The sequence below is a fragment of the Thermoflexus hugenholtzii genome, assembly GCF_018771565.1.
Lineage (GTDB): Bacteria > Chloroflexota > Anaerolineae > Thermoflexales > Thermoflexaceae > Thermoflexus > Thermoflexus hugenholtzii_A.
The window spans coordinates 960,084-977,148 of sequence record NZ_CP076326.1 but is presented as its reverse complement, the minus strand read 5'-3'; the positions used below and the strand labels follow the sequence as shown (position 1 = coordinate 977,148).

16 protein-coding genes are annotated in these 17,065 nt (G+C 64.9%); 12 read left to right on the top strand and 4 right to left on the bottom strand.

Annotated features, from left to right (window positions below; genetic code table 11):
- The first annotated feature begins 86 nt into the window (after window positions 1-86).
- Genes KNN16_RS04470 through KNN16_RS04460 form a run of 3 tightly spaced genes read left to right on the top strand, consistent with a single transcriptional unit; the run spans window position 87 to window position 3,193 of the window.
- Window positions 87-629, top strand: coding sequence for a CvpA family protein (locus KNN16_RS04470; RefSeq protein WP_303899266.1), 543 nt, complete (start codon window positions 87-89; stop codon window positions 627-629).
- Between the two features lie 30 nt (window positions 630-659).
- Window positions 660-1,739, top strand: a complete 1,080-nt coding sequence (locus tag KNN16_RS04465) for a cell wall metabolism sensor histidine kinase WalK (RefSeq protein WP_303899264.1) — start codon at window positions 660-662, stop codon at window positions 1,737-1,739.
- Window positions 1,700-3,193: a hypothetical protein gene (locus KNN16_RS04460; RefSeq protein ID WP_303899261.1), complete on the top strand. Its 1,494-nt coding sequence runs from the start codon at window positions 1,700-1,702 to the stop codon at window positions 3,191-3,193. Before KNN16_RS04465 ends, KNN16_RS04460 begins: the two co-directional genes overlap by 40 nt.
- A gap of 261 nt (window positions 3,194-3,454) precedes the next feature.
- On the opposite strand, the gene KNN16_RS04455 is transcribed toward KNN16_RS04460, so the two are convergent.
- Together KNN16_RS04455 and KNN16_RS04450 are read right to left on the bottom strand one after the other, a co-directional pair.
- Window positions 3,455-4,039, bottom strand: coding sequence for a hypothetical protein (locus tag KNN16_RS04455; protein ID WP_303899258.1), 585 nt, complete (start codon window positions 4,037-4,039; stop codon window positions 3,455-3,457).
- Window positions 4,040-4,052: 13 nt separating this feature from the next.
- Window positions 4,053-4,514, bottom strand: coding sequence for a hypothetical protein (locus KNN16_RS04450; protein WP_303899256.1), 462 nt, complete (start codon window positions 4,512-4,514; stop codon window positions 4,053-4,055).
- 376 nt (window positions 4,515-4,890) lie between these two features.
- Here KNN16_RS04450 and zwf point away from each other — a divergent pair, with 376 nt between their 5' ends.
- Together zwf and pgl are read left to right on the top strand one after the other, a co-directional pair.
- The gene (gene zwf, locus KNN16_RS04445; RefSeq protein WP_303899254.1) at window positions 4,891-6,417 is read left to right on the top strand and encodes a glucose-6-phosphate dehydrogenase; all 1,527 of its coding nucleotides are present in this window, start codon (window positions 4,891-4,893) and stop codon (window positions 6,415-6,417) included.
- Window positions 6,414-7,136: a 6-phosphogluconolactonase gene (gene pgl, locus KNN16_RS04440; RefSeq protein WP_303899252.1), complete on the top strand. Its 723-nt coding sequence runs from the start codon at window positions 6,414-6,416 to the stop codon at window positions 7,134-7,136. The genes zwf and pgl overlap by 4 nt, the downstream gene beginning before the upstream one ends.
- A 46-nt stretch (window positions 7,137-7,182) precedes the next feature.
- Here the strand turns inward: pgl and KNN16_RS04435 are convergent, their stop codons facing one another.
- The gene (locus KNN16_RS04435) at window positions 7,183-9,096 is read right to left on the bottom strand and encodes a hypothetical protein (RefSeq protein WP_303899250.1); all 1,914 of its coding nucleotides are present in this window, start codon (window positions 9,094-9,096) and stop codon (window positions 7,183-7,185) included.
- Between the two features lie 858 nt (window positions 9,097-9,954).
- Between KNN16_RS04435 and KNN16_RS04430 the strand changes: the two genes are divergently transcribed.
- Window positions 9,955-10,617 carry a response regulator transcription factor gene (locus tag KNN16_RS04430; RefSeq protein WP_303899247.1) on the top strand — a complete coding sequence of 221 codons (663 nt, stop codon included), beginning with the start codon at window positions 9,955-9,957 and terminating at the stop codon, window positions 10,615-10,617.
- A gap of 164 nt (window positions 10,618-10,781) precedes the next feature.
- On the top strand, window positions 10,782-11,180 hold the full coding sequence (locus KNN16_RS04425; RefSeq protein ID WP_303899245.1) for a hypothetical protein: 399 nt from the start codon (window positions 10,782-10,784) through the stop codon (window positions 11,178-11,180).
- 226 nt (window positions 11,181-11,406) lie between these two features.
- Here KNN16_RS04425 and KNN16_RS04420 read toward each other — a convergent pair whose 3' ends face one another.
- Window positions 11,407-11,841 carry an HIT family protein gene (locus tag KNN16_RS04420; RefSeq protein WP_303899243.1) on the bottom strand — a complete coding sequence of 145 codons (435 nt, stop codon included), beginning with the start codon at window positions 11,839-11,841 and terminating at the stop codon, window positions 11,407-11,409.
- A gap of 168 nt (window positions 11,842-12,009) precedes the next feature.
- Between KNN16_RS04420 and hypA the strand changes: the two genes are divergently transcribed.
- Genes hypA through hypD form a run of 5 tightly spaced genes read left to right on the top strand, consistent with a single transcriptional unit; the run spans window position 12,010 to window position 16,872 of the window.
- Entirely contained in the window at window positions 12,010-12,399 is a 390-nt protein-coding gene (hypA, locus tag KNN16_RS04415) for a hydrogenase maturation nickel metallochaperone HypA (protein ID WP_303899240.1), read from the top strand.
- Window positions 12,353-13,027: a hydrogenase nickel incorporation protein HypB gene (gene hypB, locus KNN16_RS04410; protein ID WP_303899238.1), complete on the top strand. Its 675-nt coding sequence runs from the start codon at window positions 12,353-12,355 to the stop codon at window positions 13,025-13,027. The genes hypA and hypB overlap by 47 nt, the downstream gene beginning before the upstream one ends.
- Window positions 13,017-15,425: a carbamoyltransferase HypF gene (hypF, locus tag KNN16_RS04405; RefSeq protein WP_303899235.1), complete on the top strand. Its 2,409-nt coding sequence runs from the start codon at window positions 13,017-13,019 to the stop codon at window positions 15,423-15,425. Before hypB ends, hypF begins: the two co-directional genes overlap by 11 nt.
- Window positions 15,425-15,706, top strand: coding sequence for a HypC/HybG/HupF family hydrogenase formation chaperone (locus KNN16_RS04400; protein WP_303899233.1), 282 nt, complete (start codon window positions 15,425-15,427; stop codon window positions 15,704-15,706). Before hypF ends, KNN16_RS04400 begins: the two co-directional genes overlap by 1 nt.
- Complete coding sequence (hypD, locus tag KNN16_RS04395) at window positions 15,703-16,872, top strand: hydrogenase formation protein HypD (protein ID WP_303899230.1); 1,170 nt, start codon at window positions 15,703-15,705, stop codon at window positions 16,870-16,872. The genes KNN16_RS04400 and hypD overlap by 4 nt, the downstream gene beginning before the upstream one ends.
- The last annotated feature ends 193 nt before the right edge of the window (window positions 16,873-17,065 follow it).

Genomic DNA, 17,065 nt, shown 5'->3' with positions numbered 1-17,065 from the left:
ATAATAGAGGCGATCTTTCGACATTGCGGATCCGCAGGATACGAAACCCGAAGGGAGCGTGTCCCGCTTTTGAAAGGAGGCGGCCCATGGTGTTCGATGTGGTGCTGGTGCTGGGCGCGCTGGCCAGCGGTTACATGGGAGGGCATAGAGGGCTGATCAAGCAGGCCCTCAGCCTGGCTTTCGTCTACTTCTCGCTTCTGTTCGCCGTGAGCCTTCAGGCAGCGCTGGTGGGCGCCTTCGCGCGCGCCGTGGGAGTGGTCACCGTCGAGACCGCCATTTTCTTTTACATTGTCCTCTTCCTGATCCCCTACATCCTCCTGGAGATCGTAAGCTTCATCTCCTACCGGGCGACGCGGATCCTCTTCCTGGGGTTTCTGGATCCCATCCTGGGAGGCGTGCTGGGGGTCATCTGGTGGCTGGTCTTCGTGGGGGCGGTCCTGACGATGATCTTTTACAGCCTGACGGTGCCGTGGACCTGGCGGCTGGCCCCGATCGCGGCTGCCCTGCGGGGGGACTTCGAGGCTTCCAGCACGCTGCCGATCCTGGCGACGCTGTTTAAGACCTACGCCATCGCCCCGCTCCGGCTGGCCATGAACCCGCTGCCGGCGATCCTGACGGGATGGCCTTGAAGGAGAAGCCGGAGGGGATCTGGAGGAGCGATGTGGGCCGTCGAGCTCCGCTGGGTGGTTGTGTTCCTGGCCCTCTATACTGCCGCAGTCTTCTTCCTCGGCCGATGGCACGCCCGCCGCTCCGGATTTCGCTTTCCCCTGGATCCTGCCCCTCTGGGCGTCCTCCGATTGAGCCCGGATCTCCGCTACACGGAGGCCAACCCGGCCGCCCGGCAGATCCTGGGGCTGAACGCCCCCCAGGGGAGGCTCCCCGAAGCCGGCTGGCGCGCTTTGCTGGAGGAGGACCTTCAAGCCGCGCGGGCCACGGGAGTCGGCCGATCCCGCCTGGTCTCCCTGGCCGGGGAGCGCGCTCTGCGCTGGTGGGTGGTGCCGGAACCGTCCGGCGCGTGGCTGTTTGTAATAGAAGACCGGGGGGCCTATTCCGGATTTCAGTCGATGCGGCGGCTCCTGGCCGGGCTGGCCCATGAGCTCCGCACGCCTCTGGCCACCCTGCTCACCCACCTGCAGGTCCTCCAGCTCCCAGCCGTCGCTCCGGAAATCCGATCCCAGTCCCTTCGCATCCTCGAGGAAGAGACCCGCCGGATGATCCGGATGGTCCACGCCGTCCTGGACCTGGGTCAGCTGAGCAGCGGGGAACCCCTGGCTCTCCGCCCCCTCTCCATCGCCGCGGTGGCCGAAGCGGCCGTGGCGGAGAAGCTCCCCGAGGCCCAGGCCCGCCAGCAATCTCTGAGCCTGGAGATTGAAGAAGAGTTGCCCGAAGTCTGGGGGGATGCGGATCGCTTGAAGCAGGTTTTCCTGAATCTGCTGGATAACGCCATCCGCTACAGCCGCCCCGGAGATCGCATCGCGGTGATCCTCCGACCCGTCCCCGAAGGGGTGCAGTGCGAGGTGATCGACACCGGTCCCGGGATCCCCCCGGAGCATCTTCCCTACATCACCGAGCCGTTCTATCGCGGGGAGGCCCCGGAGGCGACAGGGGCCGGGCTGGGACTGGCCATCGTGGCCGAGATCCTGCGCCATCACCAGGCCCATCTGGAGATCGAGAGCCGGACGGAAGGAGAGACCGGGACATGCGTTCGCTTCGTCCTGCCCGCAACGAAAGCGGTCTGAGAACGAAGTGGGCGCCTTCTCTTCGCCGCCTGGGAGGAGCCGTGCTCCTGCTCGGCCTGCTGCTGGCCCTGGGGATCGTGGCCCCTTCCGGCCAGGTGATCCTCCGCCTGGGCCCGGCCTCCGACGCGCCCTGGCCTCGCTTCTCCGTTTACCCTCCCTCCCCGCGCCCCGACGATGTGGTCCGGGTGGAGGTGATCGATCGCATCCCGTGGGGTTACATCCTGCTCACCGTGAACGGCGAGCCGGCGGCCCTGGAGCAGATCGAAGCGATGCCGGCATCCGGGATCTGGCGCTGGCGCTGGCGGTTCCGGATGCCGGCGGAAGCGGTGGAGCTCGCCTTTTATCGAGACTGCCACGAAGGATGCCGACTGCGGGGGCGCCTGGCGCTGGGCGATCTGGAGCCCACCCCGGCATCTCCTCCCCTGCCCACCAAACTGGGACTGGTCTTCCCCCATCCCGAGCGGGACTGGAAAGGGCGCGCCGGGTGGGCGGTGGAGCTGACCTATGCGCAGCGGGCGGAAGATCCCGATTGGGGGATTGATGCCCTGGCCGCCCGGGTGGCGCGGGATCAGCGACACGGCCTGCGGGTCCTGGTGCGAGTGGATTACGACCGGGGACAAACCCTTCCCCCTCCCGGGGATCTGGAAGGGCTGGCGCGCTATCTGCGCTATCTGGAGCGCCTGGGCCGGGACGAACGGCTTCAAGGGGTCTACGCCTATTTTCTGGGGAGCGGCCCCAACGAGGCCCTGAGCAACCGCCTGAGCCCGGATCGCCCGATCTCCCCGGCCTGGTATGCTCGGGTCTTCAACGGCTACGGCGAATCGCCCACCCGCATCGACAACGCGGCCGCGGTCCTCCGGGCGGCAAATCCCCGGGCGCGCCTCCTGGTGGGGCCAGTGCGGCCCTATGTTCGGGATCAGGATGGCGAGCGGCGGAGCCGGGTGGACGTCCCCTGGCTGAACTATTTCAACACCCTGGTGGCCTTCATCGATGAGGCCGCACGGGCGAGGGCGGCGATGGGGCAGTGGAACCCTGGCCCGGACGGTTTCGCGCTCCACGTGCCGGGACGGCCGGAGGCGGCCCGCGCCGCGGGCTATCCGGAGGCAGAGGAGCCGCGTCTGGACCTTCGGGACGCCATGGGGGCGCGGGTCGGATTCCGGGCGCTGTATGACTGGCTGGAGATCATCAACGCATATCCCTCGACCCGCGGGCGGCCTGTTTACATCACATCGTCCAACACCTACACACCGGATGAAGGCGTTCCCCCGGCGCACAACTACCCGCGGGGATGGTTGACGGCGGCATGGTCTGTGGTCGCGGGGGAGCCCCAGGTGGAGGCCTTCTGCTGGTTTCTGGACTGGGATCCCCAGTGGGCCGATTTCAGCCTGCAGGGGAAAGGACGCCTGCGGGATGCGGCCGCCGAGTTCGAGGCCCTGCTCACCACCGGGCCGTGAAGAGGAGCGGATCCTTCAGCCTGCTTGAGACCTTGCTTTGCCCTTTCTGCGAACAAGCGACCCTCTGAAAAACTATTAAGACTTACGCAGTTGACAGGAAGGAATTCTAACATATGGAGAGTGATCAGCCAAAATACCCCATATATGGCAGTGGAAATGACCCAGTCGGGTCTCAACTGCGTAACTCCTTTTGATTAATGACAATTTAAAGGAAGATCCGGGTACTCGTGTGAAGGCACGGAGTTTTCACACATGGCTTCCCTATCCAGACCAACGCTGCATCATCATATCCTGAATCAAAGATATTACACTGCTTGTTACAATGAATGTCACTGCCACAATTATCCACCATAAGATCTTACGAATAGATTCGTGAAATTCTGAGAAACAATCAAATCCCGGACACAGATATCCAATCTGAGAAGCGATCATCCACAGAATAAGGCCACCGATAGTCCAGCTCAACGCGGTAGCTGCAGCCCATGCTATTGTTTTCCAAGAAAGGATTTTTGAAGAAAAGAGAGGTCCTTGAAAAATGCCCAGCATCAATCCAAACAATACAAATTCCAATAATGCCAATAATTCAACATTAAGAGTATCCTGCAAGAGCCGCTCCCATCTCATCCAGAGTGCCCCGCTACTTATCCCGGCTCCAATACCCAAAAACCATCCCCACCAAAGAGGATAGCGAAACCGACGTCGTCTTTTAAGCAAAGTCCACACCCCACCTATGCCAGCCCAGTAGATTATTCCAAACAATGATCGATCAAGCCGCAAAATAAATATAATATTCCAAACAATACCACCCCATAACCACCAGAATATACCGAATAAAAGAATATGCATGTAAAACTCCTCCTTATTGGTGAAGGTAGACTGCATTCATCAAAGAAGAAAGTGGAGATAAATCAATCAATGTTCCAACACAAACATGAACCTTGTCCCAAGTATACGAATACCCCTTAAGAGCTGATGGTCCAAACCATATGATAAATCGATCTGTTGAATAATACCTCAAGCTATCGGGATTTTGCCCATAATTCATGTTATATACTAACGTATAATCAATATCAGCGTCATTATCGCAATAATATTGTCCTTGATAATAATAACTTGGATAAGTTTTGTTTATGCTTCCATCCGCTTTCTCGATCATCTGAGCCCACAGCCATCCACCTCCACCACCAGGATCCTCCGCAACCGGAGCAGGTGAAGGAGGCAGAGGGCTGTCCGCCTGAGCAAACGGACCTGTTGGATCGGTGACCCAGATCCCTAGTAGAATCAACCCCAAAACCCCCTTTATAGCGTCGCGGGCCTTCATCGGATTCCTCCCATCTAGAGATTGTGGAAGTCACCCTCATCTTAGCCTTCGCGCTTCGGTTTCACAACCGTATTTTCCACAGGTTCCCCCTTGTGTCTTTCCTCAGGGGCCAGCCTGTGGAAACCACCAGGGGCCTGCTCTCCCAGAGCGCCGCAAACCCGTTGGGCGCCAGGCGATGCGAAGGGGAAACCTGAAGAAATGCTCCGCGGGAACGCCTGGACCAGGAAGCCGAGGGGGAGCCCCATTCTTCAAGCCCATTCAGGGCATATGGCCTGCGTCCACGATCCCCTTCAGTGAAAAAGGCTGCTTGGCCGCAGCGCCATGCGCCTGACTCGCTGGTATCATGTCTTGCGAAACCTGAACCCGGCGGCTCAGGATGAAACCACCCGTCTCTTACCCGCCCATCGCCCTCGTTCTCTTCGGCGCCAGCGGCGACCTGGTCTGGCGCAAGCTGGCCCCCGCCCTCTTCGATCTCTACGGCGACGGCTGGCTGCCGGCGCGCTGGGCGATCCTCGGCATCGCGCGGAGCGCGATGGACGACGCGTCCTTCCGCGCCCGTCTTCTGGACGGCGTCCAGCGCTTTGCCCGCCATCGCCCGGATGAATCCACCTGGATGAGCTTCGCAGAACGCCTCTTCTATCTGCAGGGCGACTACGATGACCCCGCCCTCTATGCGGCCCTGAGCCAGCGGCTCCAGACCATGGATGGCGCGGACCTGGAGGTGACCCATCATATCTTCTATCTGGCGGTTCCTCCGGGCGTCACGGAGACCATCGTGGACCACCTGAGCGCGGCCGGCCTGGTGAAGGACCCCTCGCGCCACCGCGTGGTGATCGAGAAGCCCTTCGGCCACGACCTGCCTTCCGCCCGCCGGCTCAACGCGCGCCTGCGCCAGTTTCTGACGGAAAGCCAGATCTACCGCCTGGACCACTACCTGGGCAAGGACACGGTCCAGAACATCCTGGCCCTGCGCTTCGCCAACGCCTTCTTCGAGCCGGTGTGGAACCGCCAGTATATCGACCACGTGCAGATCACCGTCGCCGAGACGGTGGGGGTCGAACACCGGGGCGGCTACTACGACCAGACCGGCGCCCTCCGCGACATGGTCCAGAGCCACCTGCTGCAGATCCTTTGCCTGATCGCCATGGAGCCCCCCGTCTCCCTCACGCCGGAGGAGATCCATCACAAGAAGCTCGAGGTGCTGCGGGCCATCCGCCCCATCCCTCCGGATCAGGTCCACCTCTACGCGGTGCGCGGCCAGTATGGACGGGGCCGCCTGGCCGGGGAGGAGATCCCGGCCTATCGGGAGGAGCCCGGCGTGGATCCCCAATCGAACACCGAAACCTACGCGGCCCTGAAGCTCTTCATCGACAACTGGCGCTGGCAGGGAGTGCCCTTCTACCTGCGCACCGGCAAGCGCCTCCCGGTCCGGGCTTCGGAGGTCTCCATCACCTTCCGGCCGGTTCCCCACCGAGCGTTCCCGGAGTCCGCCGTCCGCTCCTGGCAGCCCAACCGCCTGATCCTGCGCCTGCAACCGGCGGAGGGCGTCCTCTTCCGCTTCCAGGCCAAGATCCCGGGGCCGGTGATGCGCCTCCAGCCGGTGGACATGCACTTTCTCTACGAGGAGATGTTCGGGAGCCGCCCGCCCGAGGCCTACGAGACCCTGCTCCTGGATCTCATCCGGGGGGACACCACCCAATCCCTGGACGCCGCCTGGGTGGAGGCGGCCTGGGAGGTGATCCAGCCCATCCTGGAGGCCTGGTCCGCCCAGCCCCCCGCGGACTTCCCGAACTATCCAGCCGGCACGTGGGGCCCCTCGGCCGCGGAGGCCCTCATCGCCCGCGACGGTCGATCCTGGGATCTCCCCACCATCCTGGAGGCCGATGGAGCGACATCGAAATGATCCGCATCTTCGCCGATGCAGAAGCGCTCAGCGAGGCGGCGGCGGCCCTCTTCGTCCGCGCCGCGCAACGGGCTGTTCGAAACACCGGACGGTTCGTCGTCGCCCTCTCCGGCGGGCAGACCCCACGCCGGACTTACGAACGGCTGGCCTGCCCGGAATGCCGCGATGCGGTCCCCTGGGAGGCCGTGCACGTCTTCTGGGGCGACGAACGATGCGTCCCCTTCGAGGATCCGCGCCGCAACGCCCGGATGGCCCACGAGGCCCTCCTGCGCCACGTCCCCATCCCCGCCCATCAGGTCCATCCGATCCCGTGCGAGGGGGACCCGGAGACGGCCGCCGTCCGCTATGAGGCGCTTTTGCGATCGTTCTTCAGGGAAGCGCCCCCGCGCTTCGATCTGGTTTTCCTGGGCCTGGGGGAGGACGGCCACACGGCCTCCCTGTTCCCCTCTCATCCGGCGGTGACGGAGCCGAGGCGCTGGGTGGCCGCCGTGCCAGAAGCGGATCCACCGCGGGTGACCCTGACGCTGCCGATCCTGAACCAGGCGCGTCGGGTGGTCTTCCTGGTGACCGGGGCGCGCAAAGCGGAGATCCTGCGGGCCGTGTGGGAGGGACCTTTCGATCCCCTCCGCTGGCCTGCGCAGGGGGTCCGCCCGGGGCAGGGCCGCGTGCTGTGGCTGGTGGACGCAGCGGCCGCGTCGAAGCTCCTCCCATCGCAGTGAGCGGGAAAAAGGCCCCGCCTTCCGAGCTGCTTCGGGAAGAGACGGATCAGCGGGGGAAAGCCAGCGGGTCATGCAAGGAAGGAACAGGCGAAGACCCCGAACCTCCCGTGGTGAAGCGGAACCGATAAGGGCGCTCACCCCATCGGAAGATCCGCACCTCCACCGGGGCCTGAGGGCGCAGAGGAAACTCCGGATCGAAAGAGAGCTCCATGTCCTGCCAGCGCGTGATGCCCGGGATCGTTTCCCCGGTATCCGCATATCGAACGGAGATCCCACCTCCGCCTCCGGATCCGAAGAGGAGCTCCCGGATCCGCCCGCCCCGCGGAGGGCCGAGCTCCACCACGATGACGATATCCGGAGGCACTTCGCGCGCCCCAGCCGGGGGGACGGTTCGAAGGACCGGCAGGGTGGTCATCCACCCGACGAAGGCCCCCAGCAGGAGGAGGGGGAGAGCCGGCGCGATGCCGGCTCGAAGGAACGCCTTCCCTCGCCCGGGGGACTCCTGGAGGATCCACTCCCACACGGCTCGAAACCCTGCCGTCAGACCGGCGGCTCCGGCCACCCCATATAGGAGCAGCAACGCTCCGGCCGTCCGGTGGGCGAAGATCGTGCTCGGGCCAGGGGTTAACCCTCGTCCCCATCCGGATAAGGCTCCGATCATCCAGACCACCAGGCCCAGCCACAACCCGGCGAAGAGGAAGAAGGCGCTCCGCCAGAACCAGCGGGACCAGGGACCGTGGGCGTGTTCCAGGCCCCGCGCTGCCAGCACCCAGCCGAGGAGCCCAAACAGCATCCACATCAGCACCCACAGAGGAGAGAAGAACAGGAGCGGATCATCCGGATCCCCTATCGCCGGAGGCCAGAGCGCTGTCCCGATCAACGCCACCCCGCCCAGGACGGCCGCGCCGGCGGGGGAGACCGGCCACAGCGCCCGCCACCGGCGGGTTCGAATCCATCGAAATCCTTCGATGAAAGATGGAAGGAGGATCAACGGAGCCAGCCGGTGGATCCACGTGAGCAGCGCGCCAGCCCAGTAGATCGTCGGCCACCATGCATCGGGGACCACCTGATCGGGATCCACCCACGGCTGGACGGATCCGGCGGCCGGCAATCCATCGCCCCCGGGCGTCAGAAGATCCGCCGCGATCGCGGTCGGGAACCACAGGAAGAGCGCGTAGGCCTCCCAGGGGAAGCGCGGGGGCTCTTCCGCATCCCTGGGGAGGACCGCGAGGGCGGCGAGGGCCGGCATCGGAGCGATCAGGGCCCATCCGGCCAGGGCGAGGCCTCCCCATAACGCGGCTTCAAAGGGTTCACGGAACACCAGGGCGCCCCGCCCAGCGGCCCATCCCAGGCTGACCAGCCCGAACGCCAGGCCCGCCCCGATCCCGATCCCGGCCCGCCGGGGGAACGAAACACTGAGGGCCGCCGCTCCCAGCCCATACAGCACGGGGAGCAGGGTGAGGGATGGGAAAGCGGACCACACAGGCCACCCTCCGTGGACCAAAGCGGCCCAGAGCCCGGGGTCCAGCAGGAGCACGATGCCCTGGGCCAGCACGCCGGCCCGGAGCAGCTCCGGCCAGCGGTAGAGGGCCGCCATCCCGGCGATGAGCGCGGCGATCCCGACATGCAGGAGGATCAGGAGATCCCGGGGCTCTGAGGGATCATACGGAGCGTATCGGGCTCCGCCCAGATCCGCTGTCGCCGTCCAGGCGTGGAGAAGGGAAAGGGTCAGCATCGGGGGAAGAACCAGTCGAAGCGGCCGCTCCGTCGCAGGGGGTCCTCGGAAAAGCCAGGCTGCCCCAAAGAGCACGATGCCCGCCATGTAGAGCACCGCGACCGGATGGAGCACCCATCCGTCCGCCCGTAATCCGAAAGCGAGCAAACTGAGGGCACCCCATCCATGGGCCAACAGAACCAGGATCACCGGGATGCACCCAGGGGCCTCCAGAATGCGAGCCATCGGTCTTTTCCCATCGAATTAGCTGATTTTTCGGGTATTAAGATTTAATATTTTGGTCAAAAATTGATTTTAGCCGGTCGATATTTTATATTGAATCCAAATAAGTAAACCGAGGAGGATTCCTTGAAGCAAAATTTCGGGCCAAATTCGATGATATCCGATATCTACGGATGATTGAGATTGGATCAACCGCAGATCGATCAAGTTTGTGAGTATGATAATCAGAAAGGAAAGTATGAGATAGAGAAGGTTGGTAAGCGCGAAAGCCAAAGGCAACAGAATTCGATTTTGAGGATTACGGAAGATCCCAAACAAGAACAAAATTCCGCTTAATACAACAATAAGCATGGCAATCATGATCTGGACGACATCTTGGCTAAAGAAATCATTCAATTGGCGCTCCCAGGTGTTAGGTGGAGGAGCGAAACGGAGCCATTGATCCCACGGCGCCAGAAGCCTTCCAACCGTGAGACTCACAAACCAGCACAAAAAGAACCAAGTCAAAACGAGAAAAACCAAACCGTTTGCTAGTAAAAAATACGAATAAACAGATATTTATTCATTTTTGATCAAATAAGCTGTGATAAACAACAGCAAGCCTTTTCGCTTATATTCTACTCGTCTTCCGATTCGCCCACAACCGTGGTTTCCACAGGGGCCCCCCTGTGCTTTTCCTCAGGGGAACCCTGGAACGATGACCAGGGCCCCATGCTCAGAACTTCGAATCCGGAAGCGGTCCCTCGGGGCTTCTCGCCGATGTTGCGGGTGGAAGCCCACACGCCGTCCCAGGGCGCCTGGCCGTCCCCCTTTGGATATGCTATAGTTAGAGCGGACGAATCCGGGGGGCGACAATCGGAGATGGAGCCGATCCGCATCCTGGTGGCGGATGATCACCCGCCCCTGCGTCTGGGCCTGCGGGTGTTGCTCGAGCAGCAGCCCGGGATGCAGGTGGTTGCGGAAGCAGGGGATGGAGAAACGGCTTTGGCGCTGCTGGAGGCCCTCCGCCCCGATGTGGCCATCCTCGACATCCGCCTGCCCCGTCGCGACGGCCTCGCCCTCGCCCGGCAGATCCGGGAACGCGGCTGGCCCATCCGCATCCTGCTGCTGAGCGCCTACGAGGAGGCGGACCTGGTCCGCCAGGCGCTGGCCCTCGGCGTGGAGGGTTACCTCCTCAAACACGAAGGCCTCGAAGCGATCGTCACAGCGGTCCGAAGCGTGGCGCGGGGCCTGACCGCCTTCAGCCCGGAGATCCTCGCTCGCGCCCGGGAGCAATCATCCCGGGGATCGGAAGGGCTGACCGAACGGGAGCGGGAGGTCCTGGCTCTGGTGGCCGAAGGGCTTACCCGCCGGGCCATTGCCGAACGCCTGGGGATCTCCCCGCGGACCGTGGACTACCACCTGAACCAGATCTTCCAGCGGCTGGGGGTGAACAGCCAGGCCGCGGCGGTTTGCGAGGCGATCCGCCGGGGATGGCTCCGGATCCCATCCGGCGATTCGCCGGAGGCGCATGGGTCTGGGTGAAGGATTCGCGCGCTCCGGACGCCCCACTGCATCCGGATGCCGGGGTCTTCCCCAGGGAACCCCCTGAGGAAATTCACAGGCTCTCCCCTGTGGAAAATACGGCTGCGCACCGTGGAGCGGCTGAGGACAATGAGTTCAGGAAATCCCAATGAGGGAGGAAAGCCATGTTCAGGCTGCGCGCGGTTGGGGGACGCCTCCTGCTGGCCCTGGCGCTGGGTCTGGGCAGCCTGGGGGCAGGCCCGGTCGCTGGTCCTACACCTCCCCAGGCCGAACTGGACCCCCCTCGCTGCTTCCCCCATGCCCAGCTTCGGGAGCTGGCTCAGCGTGCCCATGAGAACCCAAATCTTTGGCCATCAGAGGAACCATCAGAGAAAATAGAAATATTAGAACGACTATCATCTCCGACTTGCGAGCCAGATTTCTGGTGGCATGGGTATTACTTCCTGATTTTAGGCGGCTATGATCACAATAAAGCCATCGAAATCATCCAGGGGGCCAAAATCGAGCGTGAGCAACATTTTCGTCAGTTAGAGAAACTGGAGAAAGGGGAAGTTACACCGTAAGCCATAAAAAGTATTCGAGGGCAGCCTTTCGATCCGCTCGCAAAGCGCCTGGGTTCCGGGGAATGGGGCTGGGGGCGGGCCTGTGCAGGGTCCCAACCCGTCCCCGGCCCGCCCTGGGATCGCTTCCCCCGCTGAACCTGGAGTTGGCCCGCATCGTTTCCCCTTGAGATCCAGCAAGGGTCTCCCTCGGAAACCTCATCGCCTTCTCGCCCGCTGCAGGGAAAGATCAGGCTCCTGGTTCGCCCATTTGCGCCAGCGCCCGCCGGATCTCCGCGGCGACCTCGGAGAGGGGACGTTCCCGGCGGACCACTGGCGGCCGGGCCAGCCGCAACCCATCCCCCACCCAGCGGGGGATCACATGCACGTGAAGGTGGAAGATCTCCTGGCCCCCCGCCCGTCCGTTGCTCTGAACCAGGTTCAGGCCGTCCGGGGAGAAGGCCTGGCGGATCGCCCGGGCCACCCGAACGGCCGTGCGCATCACCGCCGCCGCGTCCTCCTCATCGATATCGAAAATCGTGGCCGCGTGGCGCTTGGGGATGACCAGGGTGTGGCCCGGGTTGGCCGGGTTGATGTCCAAGAAGGCCATCGTCCGCTCGTCCTCATAGACGATCTCCGCCGGCTGCCGGCGCGCCACGATGTCGCAGAACACGCACCCGCTCATCGACAGACCTCCTCGATGAAAGTCTCCCTCTCGACCCGGGAGCCCGACCTTTGATTTTATCGACCCCTTGCCTCGTCGGAAACCGCCCCCGGGCCCTGGGCGTGATGTTCCTCATTGTGCCCCTGAGAGAAAAGCAGATGTATACTCCGTCATGGGAGTAAAACGCCCATGCACGAGCTGGCGATCACCCAGGCCCTCCTGTCCATCGTGCTGGAGGCGGCGGAGGCCGCCGGGGCGCGCCAGGTCACTGCGGTGGAGCTGACGGTGGGCGCGCTGACCGGCTACGTCGATGACTCCATCCGCTTCTATTTCGAACGGCTCAGCGAAGGCACCCTCGCCGAAGGCGCCCTCCTGCGCATCCGCAGGGAGCCCGGAGAGGGGCGTTGTCAGACCTGCGGCGGCGCGTTCCCCGTGGAGCCCCCGCTCCTGCCCGCCTGCCCCCTCTGCGGCAGCCCGGACATCCGGATCGCAGGCGGGAACCGCTGTATCGTGGAGCGCATCGAGGTAGAAGATGGCGACCCACATCCCGGTGGTGAAGGCCATCCTCAGCGCCAATGACGCGGTCGCCGCAGAGAACCGAGCGGCTTTCGACGCCGCCGGCCTCCTGGCGGTCAACCTGATGTCCTCCCCCGGGGCCGGCAAAACCAGCCTGATCCTCGCCACCCTGGAGCGCCTCCCCCCTTCCCTGCGCGCCGGGGTGATCGAGGGGGACATCGCCTCCACCCTGGACGCCGAGCGCATCGCCGCCCGAAACGTCCCGGTGGTGCAGATCAACACCGGCGGGGCGTGCCATCTGGACGCCCCCATGATCCGCTCCGCCCTCTCCCATCTCCCCCTTCCCGACCTCGACCTGCTGTTCATCGAGAACGTGGGGAACCTGGTCTGCCCGGCGGAGTTCGACCTGGGCGCCCATCTCCGCATCGTGGTCGCCAGCGTCCCGGAAGGACACGACAAGCCCTACAAGTATCCGGGGATGTTCCAGAAGGCCGACGCCGTTGTGCTCAACAAAGCGGACCTCATGCCCTACATCGACTTCGACCTCTCCGCCTTCCAGAACGGCCTGTCGATCCTCCGCCCGGGGATCCCTCTCTTCCTCCTCTCGTGTCGGACCGGCCAGGGCGTGGACGAGTGGGTGGGATGGCTGACGGCGCAACTTGAGGCGCGTCGAGGGGATCATGGCCGCTGAACGGCGACGGCTGCGGGTGGAGATCCAGGGCGCCGTGCAGGGCGTGGGGTTCCGTCCTTACATCTACCGGCTGGCCACCGAGCTGGGCCTGGCCGGGTGGGTCCGGAATGATCCCCAGGGGGTGTTCATCGAGGTGGAAGGCCCCCCGCACGCCCTGGCGCGCTTCCTGGAGCGCCTCCCCCGGGAAGCCCCTCCCCGCGCCCGCATCCATCATCTTCATGCCCTCCCTCTGGACCCGGCCGGCTACGCCGGCTTCGAGATCCGCCACAGCGAGGGCGAAGGGGAGAAAACGGTCCTGATCCTCCCGGATATCGCCACATGCCCGCGCTGCCTCTCCGAGATCCTGGACCCCGCCGATCGCCGCTATCGCTATCCGTTCACCAACTGCACCGATTGCGGACCGCGCTGGACCATCGTGGAGGCCCTGCCCTACGACCGGCCTCACACCACCATGCGCCGGTTCCGCATGTGCCCGGACTGCCAGGCGGAGTATGAGAACCCGCTGGACCGCCGGTTCCACGCCCAGCCCAACGCGTGTCCGCGCTGCGGCCCGACCCTCGCGTTCTACGCGCGGGAGCCCTCCGCCGATTCGGATGGGGAGGACCACCCGGACTTCCCCCTTCAGGTGGGGGAATACCGCCGGATCGCCCGGGGGGACGCGGCGCTGCGCCGGGCAGCGGCCGCTCTGCGCGCGGGCCAGATCGTGGCCGTCAAAGGGCTGGGGGGATTCCACCTCATGGTCGACGCGCGGAACGAGGAGGCCATCGCGCGGCTGCGAGCTCGCAAGCCCCGCCGCGACAAGCCCTTCGCCCTGATGGCCCGGGACCTCGATCAGGTTCGCGCGATGTGCGAGACCTCGCCGGAGATCGAGGCGCTGCTCGCCGGGCCGGAGGCCCCCATCGTGCTGCTCCCCCGCCGGCCCGGAGCCCCGGTGGCCCCGAACGTGGCCCCCGGGAACCCCTACCTGGGGGTGATGCTCCCCTACACGCCGCTGCACCATCTGTTGCTGCGGGAGCTGGACTTCCCCGTGGTGGCCACCAGCGGCAACCTGACCGACGAGCCCATCTGCACCGACGAGCGGGAGGCCTTCCAGCGGCTGGCCCGCGTCGCCGACGCTTTTCTGATCCACAACCGCCCCATCGCCCGCCACGCCGACGACAGCGTGATGGTCTGGATGCGGGGGGAGCCCCGGATCCTCCGTCGGGCTCGCGGCTTCGCGCCGCTGCCCATCCTCCTGAGCCGGCCGCTGCCCACCTTGCTGGCCGTGGGCGGGCACCTCAAGAACACCATCGCCCTCAGCGTCGGCCGCCAGATCTTCCTGAGCCCCCACATCGGAGACCTGGACACGGCGGAGGCCCTCCGGACCTTCGAGCGCATGATCGTGGATTTCCTCCGCCTGTATGAGGCGGAGCCGGTCGCCATCGCCCACGATCTGCACCCGGACTACGCCTCGACGATCTGGGCGCAACAGGCCGCCGCCGGGGACCTCCCCCTGCCGGTCCGGCTTCCCTCTCCGTTGCCCCTTCTCCCGATCCAGCACCATCACGCCCATCTGGCGGCCTGTCTGGCCGATCACGGCGTGGAAGGCCCGGCCCTGGGGGTCACCTGGGATGGCACCGGCTACGGACCGGATGGGACCATCTGGGGCGGCGAGTTCTTGTGGGGGGACGCCTCCGGCTTCCGGCGCGTCGCCAGCCTGCGGCCTTTCTCCCTGCCCGGAGGGGACGCGGCGGTCTACGAGCCCCGACGGGTCGCCTTCGCGCTGCTGTGGGAGATGGCGGGCGAGGCGGCGATGGAATGGGAGGACCTCCCGCCGGTGCGGGCGCTGCGCCCGGCCGAACGCCAGGCCCTGGCCCGGATGATCGCCCGCGGGCTGAACGCTCCGCGCACCTCCAGCATGGGGCGGCTGTTCGACGCGGTGGCGGCCATGCTGGATCTGCACCAGCAGGTGAGCTTCGAAGGCCAGGCTGCCATGGCGCTGGAGTTCCTCGCCGATCCCGCCGAGCGGCGCGCTTATCCGCTTCCCCTGGTCGAAAACTCCAGGGGAGAGCCCGCCTGGATCCTGGACTGGCGCCCCCTCCTGGAGGCGATCCGGGAGGACCTGCGGCGCGGCGTGGAGCGGGAGAAGATCGCCGCGCGCTTTCACCGGGCCCTGGTGGAGGCCATCGTCGCCGTGGCCCGGGCCGTGGGGGAGACGCGGGTGGCGCTGACCGGCGGCTGCTTCCAGAATCGTTATCTGACCGAAGAGGCCGCCCGACGTCTGGAAGAGGAAGGCTTCACCGTCCTCCTGCACCGCCAGGTCCCGCCCAACGATGGGGGAATCAGCCTGGGCCAGATCCTGATCGCCGCGGCCCGTCTGGAGGGCGCTTCCGATCCGTTTCCGACAGGAGGTGTATGATGTGCCTGGGCGTGCCAGGGAAGGTGGTGGAAGTGAACGAGATGACGGCCCTGGTGGACTTCTGGGGCGTGCGCAAGCCGGTGCTGCTCCACGTTGTGGACGAGCCCGTCTCGCCGGGGGACTACGTCCTGGTCCATGTGGGCTTCGCCATCCGCCGCATCCCTCCGGAGGAGGTGGAGAACACCCTCGCCTTCTACGAGGCCCTGCTCCGGACGACGGAGGAGGATCTGCTGCGCGCCGAGATCCGGGATGAGCTGCGCTCGGTGGAGGAAGGGCCATGATCCGGGCGCGCATCGCGAAGCCTTCCGAACGGCTGGAGTTCCGGGATCCGGAACGGGTGCAGGCCTTCCGGCAGGCCCTGGATCGGCTGTGCCGGGATCTACCGGAGCCCATCTCGATCATGCACGTTTGCGGCACCCACGAGCAGAGCATCGCCCGCTTCGGCCTCCGGAGCCTGCTTCCGCCCAACCTCCGGGTGATCATGGGGCCCGGCTGCCCGGTGTGCGTGACCGACATGCCGGAGGTGGACGAGGCCGTTTACCTGGCCGAGCAGGGGGTGATCCTGGCCACCTTCGGGGACATGTTTCGGGTGCCCGGGACCCGCAAGTCCCTGGCGGAGGCGAAAGCGGAGGGCGCGGACGTCCGGGTGATCTACAGCCCGTGGGAGGCGCTGCAGATCGCCCGGGAGACCGACCGCGAGGTGGTTTTCTTCGCCACCGGCTTTGAGACCACCGCGGTGGCCACCGCCGCCGTCATCCTCTCCGGCCCCCCGAAGAACTTCTCCGTCTTGTCCGCCCACAAATACATCCCGCCGGTGATGGAGATCGTGGCCGAGATGCCCCAGACCCGGGTGCAGGGCTTCCTGGCCGCCGGCCACGCCGCCACCATCACCGGGTGGAAGATCTTCGAGCGCTTCGTGGAACGCCACGGCATCCCGGTGGTGGTGGCCGGCTTCGAGCCCCTGGACATCCTGAGCGCCCTGGTGCAACTGGTGGAACTGATCCGCCGGGGGGAGAAACGGGTGGTCAACGCCTATCCGCGCTGCGTCACGCCGGAGGGCAACCGCAATGCCCAGCGGCTGCTGTGGGAGGTCTTCGAGACCGAGAGCGGGGTCTGGCGGGGCATCGCCTATGTTCCCAACGGCAACCTGCGCCTGCGGCGGAAATACGCCTGGGTGGACGCTCGGGCCCGCTTCGAGATCCGGCTCTCCGAATGGCTGGGCGACGCCCCGCCCCGTCTCACCCAGGAATGCCTCTGCGGCAACATCATGGCCGGCATCGCCACGCCCTACGATTGCCGGCTCTTCGGCAAAGAGTGCACGCCTGAGAACCCCGTAGGCGCCTGCATGGTGAGCAGCGAGGGAGCCTGCCGCATCTGGTATGAATACGGGGGGCACATCACAGGGCCTAAGGGAATGAGGGAGCTGGAAGGGACAGACTTGACATGAGGGCTCTCCTCTGCTATAGTGCCGTCAGGTCGCACATATCCTGTGTGTTCCCCACGGGGTGAAATCTTGAACCGCGAGGAGATCATCGCATTGCTTCGGCAACATTACGCCTATCTGGCTGCTGAGTATGGCATCAAGGATAGGCCTTATAAGATTCCAGCTGGCTGGGAATCCCGGATTTCCGACCATCCAT

Coding starts and splice junctions, on each gene's coding strand:
- KNN16_RS04425 (WP_303899245.1), top strand. CDS start 10,782: ATGTTCAGGCTGCGCGCGGTTGGGGGACGCCTCCTGCTGGCCCTGGCG.
- KNN16_RS04465 (WP_303899264.1), top strand. CDS start 660: ATGTGGGCCGTCGAGCTCCGCTGGGTGGTTGTGTTCCTGGCCCTCTAT.
- KNN16_RS04420 (WP_303899243.1), bottom strand. CDS start 11,841: ATGAGCGGGTGCGTGTTCTGCGACATCGTGGCGCGCCGGCAGCCGGCG.
- KNN16_RS04455 (WP_303899258.1), bottom strand. CDS start 4,039: ATGCATATTCTTTTATTCGGTATATTCTGGTGGTTATGGGGTGGTATT.
- KNN16_RS04470 (WP_303899266.1), top strand. CDS start 87: ATGGTGTTCGATGTGGTGCTGGTGCTGGGCGCGCTGGCCAGCGGTTAC.
- pgl (WP_303899252.1), top strand. CDS start 6,414: ATGATCCGCATCTTCGCCGATGCAGAAGCGCTCAGCGAGGCGGCGGCG.
- KNN16_RS04460 (WP_303899261.1), top strand. CDS start 1,700: ATGCGTTCGCTTCGTCCTGCCCGCAACGAAAGCGGTCTGAGAACGAAG.
- hypD (WP_303899230.1), top strand. CDS start 15,703: ATGATCCGGGCGCGCATCGCGAAGCCTTCCGAACGGCTGGAGTTCCGG.
- hypF (WP_303899235.1), top strand. CDS start 13,017: ATGGCCGCTGAACGGCGACGGCTGCGGGTGGAGATCCAGGGCGCCGTG.
- hypB (WP_303899238.1), top strand. CDS start 12,353: ATGGCGACCCACATCCCGGTGGTGAAGGCCATCCTCAGCGCCAATGAC.
- KNN16_RS04430 (WP_303899247.1), top strand. CDS start 9,955: ATGGAGCCGATCCGCATCCTGGTGGCGGATGATCACCCGCCCCTGCGT.
- KNN16_RS04400 (WP_303899233.1), top strand. CDS start 15,425: ATGTGCCTGGGCGTGCCAGGGAAGGTGGTGGAAGTGAACGAGATGACG.
- KNN16_RS04450 (WP_303899256.1), bottom strand. CDS start 4,514: ATGAAGGCCCGCGACGCTATAAAGGGGGTTTTGGGGTTGATTCTACTA.
- hypA (WP_303899240.1), top strand. CDS start 12,010: ATGCACGAGCTGGCGATCACCCAGGCCCTCCTGTCCATCGTGCTGGAG.
- zwf (WP_303899254.1), top strand. CDS start 4,891: ATGAAACCACCCGTCTCTTACCCGCCCATCGCCCTCGTTCTCTTCGGC.
- KNN16_RS04435 (WP_303899250.1), bottom strand. CDS start 9,096: ATGGCTCGCATTCTGGAGGCCCCTGGGTGCATCCCGGTGATCCTGGTT.